Below are 15,003 nucleotides of genomic sequence, written 5' to 3'. Positions count from 1 at the left end.
TCTTTCTTTGAACCTGAAAAATCAAGATCAAAAGATCGCAGCCTGCGGCAGCTCCTACGGGGTTTTGTGTTTGCTGCGGCGCCCTCTTTTGGTGCCGCACCGAAATGGCTAGACTGCGCGCCTTCCTGACTGGATCGCCACCATGTTGCTGATGCTCTATCTGATCGCCATCACCGCTGAAGCCATGACTGGCGCGCTGTCCGCCGGCCGTCGCGGCATGGATTGGTTTGGCGTGGTGCTGATCGCCTGCGTCACGGCGTTGGGCGGCGGTTCGGTGCGCGACGTACTGCTCGGACACTACCCGCTGACGTGGGTCAAACACCCGGAATACCTGGTGCTGACCTCGGTCGCAGCAATGTTCACAGTATTCACCGCCCGCTGGATGCGCCACCTGCGCTCACTGTTTCTGGTGCTCGACGCCGTCGGTCTGGTGGCCTTCACCCTGATCGGCTGCATGACCGCACTGGAAATGGGCCACGGCATGTTGGTGGCCTCGGTCAGCGGCGTGATCACCGGCGTCTTCGGCGGCATCCTCCGCGACATCTTCTGCAACGACATCCCGCTGATCTTCCGCCGAGAACTCTACGCCAGCGTCTCGTTCGCGGCGGCGTGGTGTTACATGCTTTGCCTGTATCTGAATTTGCCAAGCGAGCAGGCGATCCTGATTACGTTGTTCGGCGGTTTCCTGCTGCGGCTGCTGGCGATCCGCTTCCACTGGGAAATGCCCAAGTTCGTCTATAACGATCAGCCGTAACGCGATATTCCATGTAGGAGCTGCCGAAGGCTGCGATCTTTTGACGTTCAAGATCAAAAGATCGCAGCCTGCGGCAGCTCCTACAGGGGATTATGCGATTCCGTGTTGTTTCAGAGCCCATTCGACGTGTTCTTGTACCAGCTCTGACGGATAATCCCGCCGCGCCTTCAACGCTTCCAGCACTGGAATGCTCGACGGCGCGTTACCGAGCCCCACCGCCAGATTGCGCAACCAACGCTCATACCCGGCGCGGCGTAGCGGTGAGCCTTCGGTGCTGCTGAGGAATTTGTCCTCGTCCCACATAAACAACTCAGCCAGTTCCGCATTGTCCAGATTGTGCCGTGGTTTGAAGTCGCTCTCCCCAGAGGGTTTGGCGAAACGGTTCCACGGGCAGACGATCTGGCAGTCGTCGCAGCCAAACACGCGGTTGCCGATCAGTGGGCGCAGGTCTTCGGGGATCGCGTTTTTCAGTTCGATGGTCAGGTACGAAATGCAGCGTCGCGCGTCCAGCACATAGGGGCCGACGAAGGCATTGGTCGGGCAGATGTCGAGGCACGCGGTGCAGCGGCCGCAATGTTCGGTGCTGTGCGGATCATCGACCGGCAACGGCAAGTCGACGAACAACTCGCTCAAGAAGAAGTAGCTGCCAGCCTTGCGGTTCAGTACCAAGGTGTTTTTACCGATCCAGCCCAGTCCGGCCTGCTCGGCGATGGCTTTTTCCAGCACCGGCGCGCTGTCGACAAAGGCGCGAAAACCGAACGGGCCGATCTCGGATTGAATCTTGTCGGCTAATTGCTGCACACGTTTACGGATCAATTTGTGGTAATCGCGGCCCAAGGCATAACGCGAGACGTAGGCTTTTTCCGGTTGGGCCAGGCGTTTGGCCATTTCGGTATCGCCGGGCAGGTAGTCCATGCGCAGCGAAACCACGCGCAATGTGCCCGGCACCAGTTCTTCCGGGTGCGAGCGTTTGCTGCCGTGGGCACCCATGTAGTCCATTTCGCCGTGGTAGCCGGCCGCAAGCCAGCGCTGCAGATGCTGTTCATGCTCGGCGAGATCCAGACCGCTGATGCCGACTTGCTGAAAGCCCAGCTCGCGGCCCCAATCCTTGATCGATTGGGCGAGGGCGGGCAGGTCTGTGGTGATGGCGGACATGAGGCGAGAGAAACCGGAGCTGAGGTGCGTATAATTCTGCCAGACATCGGAGCCCGAAGACGCATGCCGCACACGAAAGATGAATTACCCGACGCGCTGTATGGCGCCGCACAGGTGCGCGAACTCGATGCGCGGTTGATTGCCGCCGGCACGCCGGGCTTCGAATTGATGCAGCGCGCGGCGCATGCAACGTGGCGCGCGCTGGTTCGGCAATGGCCGTCGGCGACTGAGCTGACGGTGCTGGCCGGGCATGGCAACAATGCTGGCGACGGTTATCTGGTTGCGGCCATGGCGCAGCGAGCTGGCTGGCAGGTGCGGGTGTTGGCAGTCGGCGATCCGCAGCGATTGCAGGGCGATGCCGCGCTGGCCCACTCCGAGGCGCGGGCTGAAGGTGTTGCGGTGCAAGGCTGGCAGGCTCGCAGCGAACTGCGCGGCGTCATTCTTGATGCCTTGCTCGGCACCGGTTTGAGCGGTGACGTGCGCGAGCCTTACCTCTCGGCGATCAAAGCCATTAACGCCAGCGGCTTGCCGGTAACGGCCGTCGATATCCCTTCCGGATTGTGCGCTGACACCGGGCATGTGCTCGGTGCCGCCGTGCAGGCCGATCTGACGGTGACCTTTATCGGGCTGAAACTCGGTTTGTTCACCGGCGATGCGGCGGATCACATCGGCTCGTTGCTGTTTAATGATCTGCAAGCCAGTGCCGACATCTATCGTGACATTCCGGGCATCGCCCAGCGGCTCAACCCGACTAATCTTCCGAAACTGGCGGCGCGTACGCCGACTTCGCACAAAGGTCGTTTCGGCCATGTGCTGCTGATCGGTGGCGATCACGGGTTTGGCGGGGCGATCCTGCTCAGCACCGAAAGCGCCTTGCGCAGCGGCGCCGGGATGGTTTCGCTGGCGACGCGCCCGGAGCACGTCCCGGCTGCGCTGACTCGTGTGCCGGAGGTGATGACGCTCGGCACATCGTCGGCCAATCAATTGATGGGCTTGCTGGAAAAAGTCTCGACACTGGTGATCGGCCCCGGACTCGGCCAGGCCAGTTGGGGCCGGGCGTTGCTGTCAGCAGCTGCCAATGCGCCGTTGCCGCAAGTGTGGGACGCCGATGCGTTGAACCTGCTGGCGAGCGGTTTAGCGAAGCTGCCCAAGGATTGCGTGATCACCCCGCATCCCGGCGAAGCGGCGCGGTTGCTCGGCATCAGTACCGCCGAAGTGCAGGCTGACCGACCGGCCGCCGCGCGGGCATTGAGCAAAAAATATGCAGCGACTGTAACTCTCAAAGGTGCCGGTACTCTGATCGCACATCCCGATGGGCGTCTGGCGCTGTGTCATCAGGGCCACCCGGCGATGGCGACGGCCGGGTTGGGCGATGTGCTGGCCGGTTTGACCGGCGCGTTGCTGGCGCAGGGAATGCAAAGTTTCGACGCCGCGTGTCTGGCCGTGTGGCTGCACGCCAACGCCGGGGCGCAACAAGGCAAATTGGGCCGTGGGCTGGCGGCCAGTGATCTGATTCCAGCCATTCGTCAGTTGTTGGAGGAGCAAGCACCGTGTCTGAAGTAACCCTGTACCTGGCCGATGAACAGGCCATGAGCGACTTTGGCGCACGGATCGCCCGCGTGACCCAGGGCCACGGCCTGATTTTTCTGGAAGGCAACCTCGGGATGGGCAAAACCACGCTGTCGCGGGGCATCATTCGTGGCCTGGGCCACGTTGGCTCGGTAAAAAGTCCGACCTTCACATTGGTCGAGCCCTACGAGATCGGTGACGTCCGCGCCTTCCACTTCGACCTGTATCGATTGGTCGATCCGGAAGAGCTGGAGTTTCTCGGCATCCGCGATTACTTCGAAGACGATGCGCTGTGCCTGATCGAGTGGCCCGATAAAGGTGCAGGCTTTTTGCCAAAGCCTGACCTGACCATTACCATTAGCCCGCAAGACAGCGGGCGTTCGCTGAAAATTTTATCCCAGGGCTCGCGTGGCGAGGCCTGGTGTGCCGCTTTGGCATTGGAATCCAATTAAATGATGGGGTTAGGTATGCGCTTTCGCGCGTTGGTGGCTGCCGTTGGACTGTTGTTGATGGCAGTAACCGTCAACGCTGTGGCCGATTCAAAGGTCAACAGCGTGCGCTTGTGGCGAGCGCCGGATAACACGCGACTGGTCTTCGACCTGAGCGGCCCGGTGCAGCACAGTGTCTTCACCCTGACCGCTCCGGATCGGCTGGTGATCGACATCAATGGCGCCACATTAGGTGCGCCGCTGAAATTGCAGACCGCGAACACCCCGATCACCGCCATGCGCTCGGCACAACGCACGCCGACCGACCTGCGCGTGGTCATCGACCTGAAAAAAGCCGTCACGCCAAAAAGCTTCTCGCTGGCGCCGAACGGGCAGTATGGCAACCGTCTGGTGGTCGATCTGTTCGACAACGCAGCCGACGCCGAACCCGCTCCAACACCTGCGCCGACCCCTTCGGTCGCGACCATACCGGCAGTGCCGGTCACCCCGACAGAACCGGCGATCAAGTTGCCGCCAGCCCCGGCCGGCAAGCGCGACATTATTGTGGTGATCGACGCCGGCCACGGTGGCGAAGACCCGGGCGCGTCCGGTTCGCGCGGGCAGCGTGAGAAAGACGTGGTGCTGCAGATCGCCCGCGAACTGCAACGTCAGGTCAACGGCATGAAAGGCTTCCGCGCCGAACTGACCCGTACGGGCGACTACTTCATCCCGTTGCGTGGCCGTACCGAAATCGCCCGCAAAAAAGGCGCCGATCTGTTCGTGTCGATCCACGCCGACGCCGCGCCGTCTGCGGCAGCCTTCGGCGCCTCGGTGTTTGCCCTGTCTGATCGCGGCGCAACCTCGGAGACTGCGCGTTGGCTGGCCGACAGCGAAAACCGTTCCGACTTGATCGGTGGTGCCGGCAACGTCAGCCTCGACGATAAAGACCGCATGCTCGCGGGCGTGTTGCTCGACCTGTCGATGACCGCCTCGCTGACCTCCAGCCTCAACGTCGGCCAGAAAGTCCTGACCAACATCGGCCGCGTCACGCCGTTGCACAAACAGCGGGTGGAACAAGCCGGGTTCATGGTGTTGAAGTCGCCGGACATCCCGTCGATCCTGGTCGAAACCGGGTTTATCTCCAACGCCAACGAAGCGAACAAGCTCTCGGCCTCAAGCCACCAGCAAGCGCTGGCGCGTTCGATCAGCAGCGGCGTGCGCCAGTTCTTCCAGCAGAATCCACCACCGGGCACTTACATCGCCTGGCTGCGTGATTCCGGAAAAATCGCCCAAGGCCCGCGCGATCATCGCGTCGGCCCGGGTGAAACCCTGGCAATGATCGGCGTGCGTTATCAGGTGTCGCCGGCCACATTGCGCAGCGCGAACAATCTGAAAAGTGATGAGCTGAAAGTCGGCCAGCACCTGACCATTCCTGGCACCGAACTGGCGTCCAAAGAATGAACGAAGTGCTGAACGCTGCCGCGCGCATCGAACTGCTCAGCCCACGGCTGGCGAACCAGATTGCCGCCGGTGAGGTGGTTGAACGTCCGGCCTCGGTGATCAAGGAGTTGCTGGAAAACAGCCTCGACTCCGGCGCCAAACGCATCGATGTCGATGTCGAGCAGGGCGGCGTCAAGCTGCTGCGCGTCCGTGATGACGGCAGCGGTATTTCCGCCGATGACCTGCCGCTGGCGCTGGCCCGTCACGCCACCAGCAAGATCCGCAACCTCGAAGACCTAGAGCAAGTGATGAGCCTCGGTTTCCGGGGTGAGGCACTGGCGTCGATCAGCTCCGTGGCGCGGCTGACCCTGACTTCGCGTACCCGCGATGCCGAACAGGCCTGGCAAGTTGAAACCGAAGGTCGCGACATGGCGCCGCGTGTTCAACCGGCGGCCCACCCGATCGGCACCTCGGTGGAAGTTCGTGATCTGTTCTTCAACACCCCGGCGCGGCGCAAATTTCTCAAGACCGAAAAAACCGAATTCGATCACCTGCAAGAAGTGATCAAGCGTCTGGCGCTGGCGCGTTTCGACGTGGCTTTTCATCTGCGCCACAACGGTAAAACCATTCTCAGCCTGCACGAGGCCCACGATGATGCGGCCCGCGCACGGCGTGTAGCGGCGATTTGCGGCTCGGGTTTCCTTGAGCAGGCGCTGCCGATCGAGATCGAGCGCAACGGCCTGCACTTGTGGGGCTGGGTCGGTTTGCCGACCTTCAACCGTAGCCAGGCGGATTTACAGTATTTCTTTGTGAATGGCCGGGCCGTGCGCGACAAACTGGTCGCCCACGCGGTGCGTCAGGCCTATCGCGACGTGCTGTTCAACGGCCGTCACCCGACGTTTGCGCTGTTTTTCGAAGTTGATCCGGCGGCAGTCGACGTCAACGTCCATCCGACCAAACACGAAGTGCGCTTCCGTGACGGGCGCATGGTGCATGACTTCCTTTACGGCACGTTGCACCGCGCGTTGGGCGATGTGCGGCCGGAAGATCAACTGGCCGGCTCCGTCACCACCGCCGTCGTTCGCCCATCCGGCCTCGATGCCGGCGAGTTCGGCCCGCAAGGCGAAATGCGTCTGGCTGCCAATGCGCTGCTCGAGCAACCGCAGGCACAACCGGCGTTTAACACGTCGTCCGGTGCCAGCGCTGGCGGCGCTTATCAGTATCAATACACGCCGCGCCCGCAGTCGGGCATGCCGCCGGCTGCCGAGGCGCAGGCTGCGTATCGCGAGTTTTTTGCGCCGTTGCCTGAAGCCAACGCCAATGCGCTGCCGGCCGGGCAGGAAGACATTCCGCCGCTGGGTTACGCGCTGGCGCAGCTCAAAGGCATCTACATTTTGTCCGAGAACGCTCAAGGGCTGGTGCTGGTGGACATGCACGCCGCGCACGAGCGGATCATGTACGAGCGCCTGAAGATCGCCATGGCCAGCGAAGGCTTGAGCGGCCAGCCATTGCTGGTGCCAGAGTCGTTGGCAGTCAGTCAGCGCGAAGCCGATTGTGCTGAAGAGCACGCCGCATGGTTTCAACGTCTGGGCTTTGAACTGCAGCGACTGGGCCCGGAAACTCTGGCGATCCGCCAAATTCCAGCGTTGTTGAAGCAAGCCGAAGCCAACCGCTTGGTCGGCGATGTACTCTCGGACTTGATGGAGTACGGCACCAGCGACCGGATTCAGGCGCACCTGAACGAACTGCTCGGCACCATGGCCTGCCACGGCGCGATCCGCGCCAACCGGCGTCTGGCCCTGCCGGAAATGAACGGCCTGCTGCGTGATATGGAAAACACCGAGCGCAGCGGTCAATGCAACCATGGCCGACCGACCTGGACCCAATTGGGCCTGGACGATCTGGACAAACTGTTCCTGCGCGGTCGTTGATGAGCCAGCTCCCTCCAGCGATTTTTCTGATGGGCCCGACCGCTGCGGGCAAGACTGATCTGGCCATCGAGCTGACCAAGGTGCTGCCGTGCGAGTTGATCAGTGTCGATTCGGCGCTGGTCTATCGCGGTATGGACATCGGCACTGCCAAACCTTCCAAAGAACTGCTGGCCGAACATCCGCACCGCTTGATCGACATTCTCGATCCGGCGGAAGCGTATTCGGCGGCGGATTTCCGTCGCGATGCGTTGCAAGCGATGGCGGAAATCACCGCACGCGGAAAAATTCCGCTGCTGGTCGGCGGCACCATGCTCTATTACAAGGCGCTGGTGGAAGGGTTGGCCGAGATGCCGGCGGCTGATCCCGAGGTGCGCGCGCAGATCGAGGAAGAGGCTGCACGCCTTGGCTGGCAAGCCCTGCACGACCAATTGGCGGTCATCGACCCGGTGTCGGCGGCGCGGATTCATCCGAACGATCCGCAGCGCTTGAGTCGGGCACTGGAAGTCTATCGAGTCAGCGGTCAGAGCATGACTGCCCTGCGCGCACAACAATCTGCGCAAAGTACTGAAGCCGCCGCTTCGGGACTGCAACAATTGCCCTATACTGTCGCGAACTTGGCCATTGCCCCGGCAAACCGCCAGGTACTGCACGAGCGCATTAAACAAAGATTCACAATTATGTTGGAACAGGGATTCATCGACGAGGTCGTAGCCCTGCGTAAAAGAAGTGACCTGCATTCAGGGTTGCCGTCTATACGTGCGGTAGGCTACCGCCAAGTCTGGGATTACCTGGATGGCAAGCTGACGTTGGCCGACATGCAGGAGCGCGGCATCATCGCCACGCGCCAATTAGCTAAACGCCAGTTCACCTGGCTGCGCAGCTGGGAAGATCTACACTGGCTGGACAGTCTTGATTGCGACAATCTGCCACGCGCCTTGAAATACCTTGGGACCATCTCCATATTGAGCTGAGTCCTTGCAATTGCCGTCTATCCTTGGGGGTGTGGCGGCTAAAGCCATCTGAATTACCTATTTTTTATTATTGAATCCTTAAAGGAGTGCGGCACATGTCAAAAGGGCATTCGCTACAAGACCCTTACTTGAATACTTTACGTAAAGAGAAAGTTGGGGTTTCCATCTACCTGGTCAACGGTATCAAACTGCAAGGCACGATCGAGTCGTTCGACCAGTTCGTGATCCTGCTGAAAAACACCGTGAGCCAGATGGTTTACAAACACGCTATCTCGACAGTAGTGCCGGTTCGTCCAATTCGTCTGCCTAGCGCAACCGAATCCGAAGCAGGTGACGCTGAGCCAGGTAACGCCTGATAGGAGTCTCCTTTGTTCTTTGAGCGCCACGGTGGTGGTGAGCGAGTAATCCTCGTTCACTTGGATGGACAGGACCCTGAGGCGCGCGAAGATCCGCAGGAGTTTCAGGAATTGGCTAATTCGGCCGGCGCCGAGACCGTTGCGTTTTTTAACGTGCCGCGTCATCGGCCAACCGCCAAATACCTGATTGGCAGCGGCAAGGTCGAGGAATTGCGCGACCTGGTCAAAGCTGAAGAAGCCGATCTGGTGATCTTCAATCACATCCTCACGCCCAGTCAGGAACGTAACCTCGAACGTGTTTTCGAGTGTCGCGTGATCGACCGTACCGGCCTGATTCTCGATATTTTCGCCCAACGCGCCCGTACCCATGAAGGCAAGCTCCAGGTCGAACTGGCCCAGCTTGACCACATGAGCACCCGCCTGGTTCGTGGCTGGACTCACCTTGAGCGTCAAGGTGGCGGTATCGGCATGCGTGGCCCGGGTGAAACCCAACTCGAAACCGACCGCCGTTTGCTGCGGGTTCGCCTGCGCCAGATCAAGGGCCGGCTCGAGAAGGTGCGCAGCCAGCGCGAGCAATCGCGTCGCGGCCGTTCCCGCGCGGATATCCCGACCGTTTCTCTGGTGGGATACACCAACGCCGGCAAATCCACACTCTTCAACAACGTGACGAAATCCGACGTCTACGCGGCCGACCAATTGTTCGCCACGCTGGATCCGACCCTGCGCCGTCTCGACATTGACGACCTGGGGCCGATCGTTCTGGCGGACACGGTGGGCTTCATTCGTCACTTGCCGCACAAGCTGGTTGAAGCATTTCGGTCTACCCTCGAAGAGTCGAGCAACTCCGATCTGCTGTTGCACGTGATCGATGCAGCAGAACCGGATCGCATGTTGCAGATCGAGCAGGTGATGGTGGTGCTGGGCGAGATTGGTGCCCAGGACTTGCCGATCCTCGAGGTCTATAACAAACTCGATTTGCTTGAAGGCGTTGAGCCACAAATCCAGCGCGACGAAAACGGCAAGCCCCAGCGGGTCTGGCTTTCGGCGCGTGATGGCAGTGGTCTGGAATTGCTTGAACAAGCCATCGCCGAATTGCTCGGCAGTGATTTGTTTGTCGGTACCCTGCGCTTGCCGCAACGATTCGCCCGACTGCGTGCGCAGTTTTTCGAACTTGGTGCGGTACAGAAAGAAGAACACGACGAAGAAGGCATCAGTTTGCTGGCCGTTCGTTTGCCCCGGGTCGAGCTGAATCGACTGGTAAGCCGCGAAGGATTGCAGCCGATGGAATTCATCGAGCAACACACTTTGCAATAAAAGCCTGAAGAAGCGGTTGTGCCGTGACGGCAGGCATTCTGTAGCATTGGTCGGCGCGCCGTGGGTGCGTCTTTGCTTTATCAGATGGAGAGCGCTATGGCTTGGAATGAGCCGGGTGGCAACTCGAATAATCAGGATCCTTGGGGTGGCAAACGCCGCAATAACGGCGACCGCAAGGGGCCACCAGATCTCGACGAGGCCTTCCGAAAGCTGCAGGAAAGCCTGAACGGGTTGTTCGGTGGTGGTAAAAAACGCGGTGATGACGGCGGGGGTTCCGGCAAAAGCCGTGGCGGCTTCGGCGGTCTGATCGGCATCGTCCTCGTCGTGCTGGCGGCTATCTGGCTGTACAGCGCGGTCTATGTGGTCGACGAGCAGGAGCAGGCCGTGGTGCTGCGCTTCGGCAAGTACTACGAGACTGTTGGCCCGGGCCTGAACATCTACCTGCCGCCGATCGACAAGAAGTACATGGAAAACGTAACGCGTGAGCGTGCGTACACCAAGCAGGGCCAGATGCTCACCGAAGACGAGAACATCGTCGAAGTGCCGCTGACCGTGCAGTACAAGATCAGCAACCTGCAGGACTTCGTGCTGAACGTCGATCAGCCGGAAATCAGCCTGCAACATGCGACCGACAGCGCCCTGCGCCACGTGGTGGGTTCGACCGCCATGGATCAGGTGCTGACCGAAGGTCGTGAATTGATGGCCAGCGAAATCAAGGAGCGTCTGCAACGCTTCCTCGATACTTACCGCACCGGTATCACTGTGACTCAGGTCAACGTACAGAACGCGGCAGCCCCGCGTGAAGTGCAGGAAGCCTTCGATGACGTGATCCGCGCCCGTGAAGACGAGCAGCGTTCGCGCAACCAGGCTGAAACCTACGCCAACGGCGTCGTGCCGGAAGCCCGTGGTCAGGCCCAGCGCATCATCGAAGATGCCAACGGTTACCGTGACGAAACGGTCTCGCGTGCCAAGGGTGAGGCGGATCGCTTCACCAAACTGGTCGCCGAGTATCGCAAGGCACCTGAAGTCACCCGCGAGCGTCTGTACCTGGACACCATGCAGGAAGTCTTCAGCAACACCAGCAAGGTACTCGTGACCGGTAACAAAAACGGCCAGAGCAACCTGTTGTACCTGCCGTTGGACAAAATGATTCAGAACAGCTCGGGCAGCAATGCGCCGGTCACCGGTTCGGCCGCTGCCAGCAACAACACGGATGCCGCGCCGCACGTCACTGACCTGCCGCAGACGCGCACAAGGGAGACCCGCTGATGAGCAATAAATCGCTGATCGCCCTGATCGTTGGCGTCGTTGTGCTACTGGTGGGCTGGAACTGCTTCTACATCGTCGCTCAGACCGAGCGTGCGGTGCTGCTGCAATTCGGTCGCGTGGTTCAGGCTGATGTTCAGCCGGGCCTGCATGTGAAAGTGCCTTACGTTAACCAGGTGCGTAAATTCGACGCACGTCTGATGACGCTGGATGCACCGACACAGCGCTTCCTGACCCTGGAAAAGAAAGCCGTGATGGTCGATGCCTACGCCAAGTGGCGCGTGAAAGATGCCGAGCGCTTCTACACCGCAACTTCCGGCCTCAAGCAAATCGCCGACGAGCGTCTGTCCCGCCGACTGGAATCCGGTCTGCGTGACCAGTTCGGTAAGCGCACCCTGCACGAAGTGGTGTCGGGTGAGCGTGATGCACTGATGGCTGACATCACCGCATCGCTGAACTCGATGGCGGAAAAAGAGCTGGGTATCGAAGTTATCGATGTCCGGGTCAAAACCATCGATCTGCCGAAAGAAGTAAACCGCAGCGTGTTCGAACGTATGAGCACCGAGCGTGAGCGTGAAGCTCGCGAGCACCGCGCCAAGGGTAACGAGCTGGCAGAAGGCATCCGTGCCGACGCCGATCGTCAACGCCGCGTGCTGCTGGCTGAAGCCTATCGTGAATCCGAAGAGGTTCGCGGTGACGGTGACGCCCAGGCTGCTGCGATCTACTCCAAGGCCTACGGTCAGGATCAGGAGTTCTACGGTTTCTACCGTAGCCTGCGCGCCTACCGTGAAAGCTTCGCGAACAAATCCGACGTCCTGGTCCTCGACCCAAGCAGTGACTTCTTCCGCTACCTGGAAAAGTCCAAGCCTTGATACGACGTTGACCTGAATCATTCCGCCCGGCGGCTAAAACCTCGGGCGGGGTGATCCTTTCGGAAAACGTGTGTATGATGCGGCAGCCGGGAAATTCCCGGCTTTTTTGCGTCTGCACGTTTGATTGCTGTTTTTTGTTGCAGGCATCGGGTTGAATGACCCGACCGTTTTTCGAGGAAAGTGATGGGCGAAGCCGCTGACAGGCCTTTCGCTGCGTCGTTCATGCGCGTGCGTTTTGAACGGACTGGTCATTTTCTGCTTCACTCAAGGCTCGCCCTCGTGCTGGCCGCCCGGATCAAAGGGGAATGGCGTAATGGCAACGGTAGACCGCTGGCTGCTGCCAGATGGCATCGAAGAAGTACTGCCACCGGAGGCGGCGCGCATTGAAGTCGCGCGTCGTCAGGTGTTGGATCTGTTCCAGAGCTGGGGTTACGAGTTTGTCGTGACTCCCCATATCGAGTACCTGGAATCCCTGCTGACCGGCGCGGGCCAGGATCTGGATCTGCGTACCTTCAAGGTCATCGACCCGCAATCGGGCCGGCAGATGGGTTTCCGGGCGGACATCACGCCGCAAGTGGCGCGCATCGATGCGCACACCCTGCGTCGCGAAGGCCCGAGCCGTCTGTGCTACGCCGGCAGCGTGCTGCATGCGCAACCGCGTGCATTGTCGTCCTCGCGCAGCCCGATTCAGTTGGGCGCCGAGTTGTACGGCGACGCCAGCCCGAGCAGCGATGTTGAAGTGATCAGCCTGATGTTGGCCATGCTGCAACTGGCCGATGTGCCGGATGTGCACATGGATCTAGGCCATGTCGGCATTTACCGTGGTCTGGCGCGTGCCGCCGGTCTGTCTGGTGAAGTCGAGCAGAAGTTGTTCGATGCCCTGCAACGCAAGGCCATCGACGAGGTCATTACCTTGACCGAAGGTCTGCCGGCCGATCTGTCCGGCATGCTGCGTGCGCTGGTTGATCTGTGCGGCGGCCGTGAAGTGTTGAGCGCTGCCCGCGAGCGTCTGGCCAATGCGCCGGCGCCGGTTCTGGCAGCACTGGAAGATTTGCTGGCGATCGCCGAGCGTCTGTCGGCGCGCTTCCCGGAGCTGCCGCTGTACTTCGATCTGGGCGAGCTGCGTGGCTACCACTACCACACCGGTGTGGTGTTCGCGGTGTTCGTACCGGGCGTTGGCCAGTCCATCGCTCAGGGCGGTCGCTACGACGACATCGGCGCCGACTTTGGTCGCGCCCGTCCGGCGACAGGCTTTTCCACCGATTTGAAAACCCTGGTGACCCTGGGGCGTGCTGAGATCGAGCTACCGTCTGGCGGTATCTGGATGCCTGACAGTACGGATGCGGCACTCTGGCAGCAGGTTTGCCAGTTGCGCAGTGAGGGTCAGCGTGTCGTTCAGGCGTTGCCTGGACAACCTTTGGCCGCCGCCCGTGATGCGGACTGCGACCGGCAATTGATTCAGCAGAACGGGCTTTGGCAAGTTTCGCCACTGGCTTCTTGAGTTTTCCTGCCGGCCATCGCCGGCACCAAGTTTGCGCGAATGAGGACAAGTGTTATGGGTAAGAATGTCGTAGTCCTGGGCACCCAATGGGGTGATGAGGGCAAAGGCAAGATCGTTGATCTGCTGACCGAACATGCTGCCGCCGTAGTGCGCTACCAAGGTGGCCACAACGCTGGTCACACCCTGGTGATCGACGGCGAAAAAACCGTTTTGCACCTGATCCCGTCGGGCGTGCTGCGCGAAGGCGTGCAGTGCCTGATCGGCAACGGCGTGGTGGTTGCACCTGACGCCCTGCTGCGCGAGATCACCAAGCTGGAAGAGAAAGGCGTACCGGTGCGCGAGCGTCTGCGTATCAGCCCGTCCTGCCCGCTGATCCTGTCCTTCCACGTAGCGCTGGATCAGGCTCGTGAAAAGGCCCGTGGCGAGTTGAAGATCGGTACTACCGGTCGCGGCATCGGCCCGGCGTACGAAGACAAGGTCGCTCGTCGTGGCCTGCGTGTTGGCGACCTGCTGAACATGCCGCGCTTCGAAGACAAGCTGCGTGAACTGGTGGATTACCACAACTTCATGCTGGTCGGTTACTACAAAGAGCCGGCGATCGAGTTTGAAAAGACTCTGGCCGAGTGCAAGGAATACGCTGAGCTGCTCAAGCCGTTGATGCTCGACGTGACTGCCGAGCTGCACGACCTGCGTCGCGCCGGCAAAGACATCATGTTCGAAGGCGCCCAGGGTTCGTTGCTCGACATCGACCACGGCACCTACCCGTACGTGACCAGCTCCAACACCACCGCCGGTGGCGTGGCGACTGGTTCGGGCGTTGGCCCGATGTTCCTGGACTACATCCTGGGCATCACCAAGGCTTACACCACTCGCGTCGGTTCGGGCCCGTTCCCGACTGAGCTGTTCGACGAAGTCGGCGCGCACCTGGCCAAGCAAGGTCACGAGTTCGGCGCTACCACCGGCCGTGCCCGTCGTTGCGGCTGGTTCGACGCCGTTATCCTGCGTCGCGCTATCGATGTGAACAGCATCTCGGGCATCTGCCTGACCAAGCTGGACGTACTCGATGGTCTGGAAACCATCAACATCTGCGTCGGCTACAAAGACGCACAGGGCAACGCCGTTGCTCCGACCGACGCTGACAGCTACGTAGGCCTGCAGCCTGTGTACGAAGAAGTGCCGGGCTGGACTGAATCGACCGTGGGTGCCAAAACCCTGGAAGAGCTGCCGGCTAACGCTCGTGCCTACATCAAGCGCGTTGAAGAGTTGATCGGCGCACCGATCGACATTATTTCGACGGGCCCGGATCGCAACGAAACCATCGTTCTGCGTCATCCGTTTGCTTGATAAGTCGTTGATGTAAAAAACAAAGGCCCCTTAATCGGGGCCTTTGTCGTTTATGCCTGTCGGACGGCATGACCTTTGCTGTGAAACTTCCTACAAGAGTGC

The 15,003-nt window shown here is 60.5% G+C and carries 13 protein-coding genes; 12 read left to right on the top strand and 1 reads right to left on the bottom strand.

Annotated elements, in window-relative coordinates:
- Positions 1-142 precede the first annotated feature (142 nt).
- On the top strand, positions 143-754 hold the full coding sequence (locus tag ACP3TY_RS22805) for a trimeric intracellular cation channel family protein (RefSeq protein WP_282357910.1): 612 nt from the start codon (positions 143-145) through the stop codon (positions 752-754).
- 90 nt (positions 755-844) lie between these two features.
- Here the strand turns inward: ACP3TY_RS22805 and queG are convergent, their stop codons facing one another.
- Positions 845-1,909 carry a tRNA epoxyqueuosine(34) reductase QueG gene (gene queG / locus ACP3TY_RS22800; RefSeq protein ID WP_159815244.1) on the bottom strand — a complete coding sequence of 355 codons (1,065 nt, stop codon included), beginning with the start codon at positions 1,907-1,909 and terminating at the stop codon, positions 845-847.
- A 63-nt stretch (positions 1,910-1,972) separates the two neighbouring features.
- Between queG and ACP3TY_RS22795 the strand changes: the two genes are divergently transcribed.
- The 11 genes from ACP3TY_RS22795 to ACP3TY_RS22745 all read left to right on the top strand — a co-directional run bounded on the left by ACP3TY_RS22795 (position 1,973) and on the right by ACP3TY_RS22745 (position 14,901).
- Entirely contained in the window at positions 1,973-3,472 is a 1,500-nt protein-coding gene (locus ACP3TY_RS22795) for an NAD(P)H-hydrate dehydratase (protein ID WP_426618542.1), read from the top strand.
- Positions 3,460-3,930 carry a tRNA (adenosine(37)-N6)-threonylcarbamoyltransferase complex ATPase subunit type 1 TsaE gene (tsaE, locus tag ACP3TY_RS22790; RefSeq protein WP_053116768.1) on the top strand — a complete coding sequence of 157 codons (471 nt, stop codon included), beginning with the start codon at positions 3,460-3,462 and terminating at the stop codon, positions 3,928-3,930. Before ACP3TY_RS22795 ends, tsaE begins: the two co-directional genes overlap by 13 nt.
- Before the next feature lie 3 nt (positions 3,931-3,933).
- Positions 3,934-5,367, top strand: coding sequence for an N-acetylmuramoyl-L-alanine amidase (locus tag ACP3TY_RS22785; protein WP_218586048.1), 1,434 nt, complete (start codon positions 3,934-3,936; stop codon positions 5,365-5,367).
- An 8-nt stretch (positions 5,368-5,375) separates the two neighbouring features.
- Positions 5,376-7,277 (top strand): DNA mismatch repair endonuclease MutL, encoded by a 1,902-nt coding sequence (gene mutL / locus ACP3TY_RS22780; protein ID WP_172680066.1) that lies wholly within the window; start codon positions 5,376-5,378, stop codon positions 7,275-7,277.
- Positions 7,277-8,248 (top strand): tRNA (adenosine(37)-N6)-dimethylallyltransferase MiaA, encoded by a 972-nt coding sequence (gene miaA / locus ACP3TY_RS22775; RefSeq protein WP_053116771.1) that lies wholly within the window; start codon positions 7,277-7,279, stop codon positions 8,246-8,248. Before mutL ends, miaA begins: the two co-directional genes overlap by 1 nt.
- A gap of 95 nt (positions 8,249-8,343) precedes the next feature.
- On the top strand, positions 8,344-8,604 hold the full coding sequence (gene hfq / locus ACP3TY_RS22770; RefSeq protein WP_007902656.1) for an RNA chaperone Hfq: 261 nt from the start codon (positions 8,344-8,346) through the stop codon (positions 8,602-8,604).
- Positions 8,605-8,616: 12 nt separating this feature from the next.
- Positions 8,617-9,918, top strand: a complete 1,302-nt coding sequence (gene hflX, locus ACP3TY_RS22765) for a ribosome rescue GTPase HflX (RefSeq protein WP_053116772.1) — start codon at positions 8,617-8,619, stop codon at positions 9,916-9,918.
- A gap of 96 nt (positions 9,919-10,014) precedes the next feature.
- Positions 10,015-11,187: an FtsH protease activity modulator HflK gene (gene hflK / locus ACP3TY_RS22760; RefSeq protein ID WP_053116773.1), complete on the top strand. Its 1,173-nt coding sequence runs from the start codon at positions 10,015-10,017 to the stop codon at positions 11,185-11,187.
- Complete coding sequence (gene hflC, locus ACP3TY_RS22755; RefSeq protein ID WP_053116774.1) at positions 11,187-12,056, top strand: protease modulator HflC; 870 nt, start codon at positions 11,187-11,189, stop codon at positions 12,054-12,056. The genes hflK and hflC overlap by 1 nt, the downstream gene beginning before the upstream one ends.
- Before the next feature lie 313 nt (positions 12,057-12,369).
- Positions 12,370-13,557 (top strand): ATP phosphoribosyltransferase regulatory subunit, encoded by a 1,188-nt coding sequence (locus tag ACP3TY_RS22750; RefSeq protein ID WP_426618541.1) that lies wholly within the window; start codon positions 12,370-12,372, stop codon positions 13,555-13,557.
- A 54-nt stretch (positions 13,558-13,611) separates the two neighbouring features.
- Positions 13,612-14,901, top strand: coding sequence for an adenylosuccinate synthase (locus ACP3TY_RS22745; protein ID WP_027921980.1), 1,290 nt, complete (start codon positions 13,612-13,614; stop codon positions 14,899-14,901).
- Positions 14,902-15,003: the final 102 nt, after the last annotated feature.

The organism is Pseudomonas rustica, from assembly GCF_049959085.1.
In the GTDB taxonomy this organism is placed as follows: domain Bacteria; phylum Pseudomonadota; class Gammaproteobacteria; order Pseudomonadales; family Pseudomonadaceae; genus Aquipseudomonas; species Aquipseudomonas rustica.
Note: the sequence above shows the minus strand (reverse complement) of the source record. Positions and strands in the feature narration are given on the sequence as shown.

What these genes read in the sequence shown, in the direction of transcription:
- ACP3TY_RS22805 (WP_282357910.1), top strand. Translation starts at nt 143, where the DNA reads ATGTTGCTGATGCTCTATCTGATCGCCATCACCGCTGAAGCCATGACT.
- queG (WP_159815244.1), bottom strand. Translation starts at nt 1,909, where the DNA reads ATGTCCGCCATCACCACAGACCTGCCCGCCCTCGCCCAATCGATCAAG.
- ACP3TY_RS22795 (WP_426618542.1), top strand. Translation starts at nt 1,973, where the DNA reads ATGCCGCACACGAAAGATGAATTACCCGACGCGCTGTATGGCGCCGCA.
- ACP3TY_RS22785 (WP_218586048.1), top strand. Translation starts at nt 3,934, where the DNA reads ATGGGGTTAGGTATGCGCTTTCGCGCGTTGGTGGCTGCCGTTGGACTG.
- miaA (WP_053116771.1), top strand. Translation starts at nt 7,277, where the DNA reads ATGAGCCAGCTCCCTCCAGCGATTTTTCTGATGGGCCCGACCGCTGCG.
- hfq (WP_007902656.1), top strand. Translation starts at nt 8,344, where the DNA reads ATGTCAAAAGGGCATTCGCTACAAGACCCTTACTTGAATACTTTACGT.
- hflK (WP_053116773.1), top strand. Translation starts at nt 10,015, where the DNA reads ATGGCTTGGAATGAGCCGGGTGGCAACTCGAATAATCAGGATCCTTGG.
- hflC (WP_053116774.1), top strand. Translation starts at nt 11,187, where the DNA reads ATGAGCAATAAATCGCTGATCGCCCTGATCGTTGGCGTCGTTGTGCTA.
- ACP3TY_RS22750 (WP_426618541.1), top strand. Translation starts at nt 12,370, where the DNA reads ATGGCAACGGTAGACCGCTGGCTGCTGCCAGATGGCATCGAAGAAGTA.
- ACP3TY_RS22745 (WP_027921980.1), top strand. Translation starts at nt 13,612, where the DNA reads ATGGGTAAGAATGTCGTAGTCCTGGGCACCCAATGGGGTGATGAGGGC.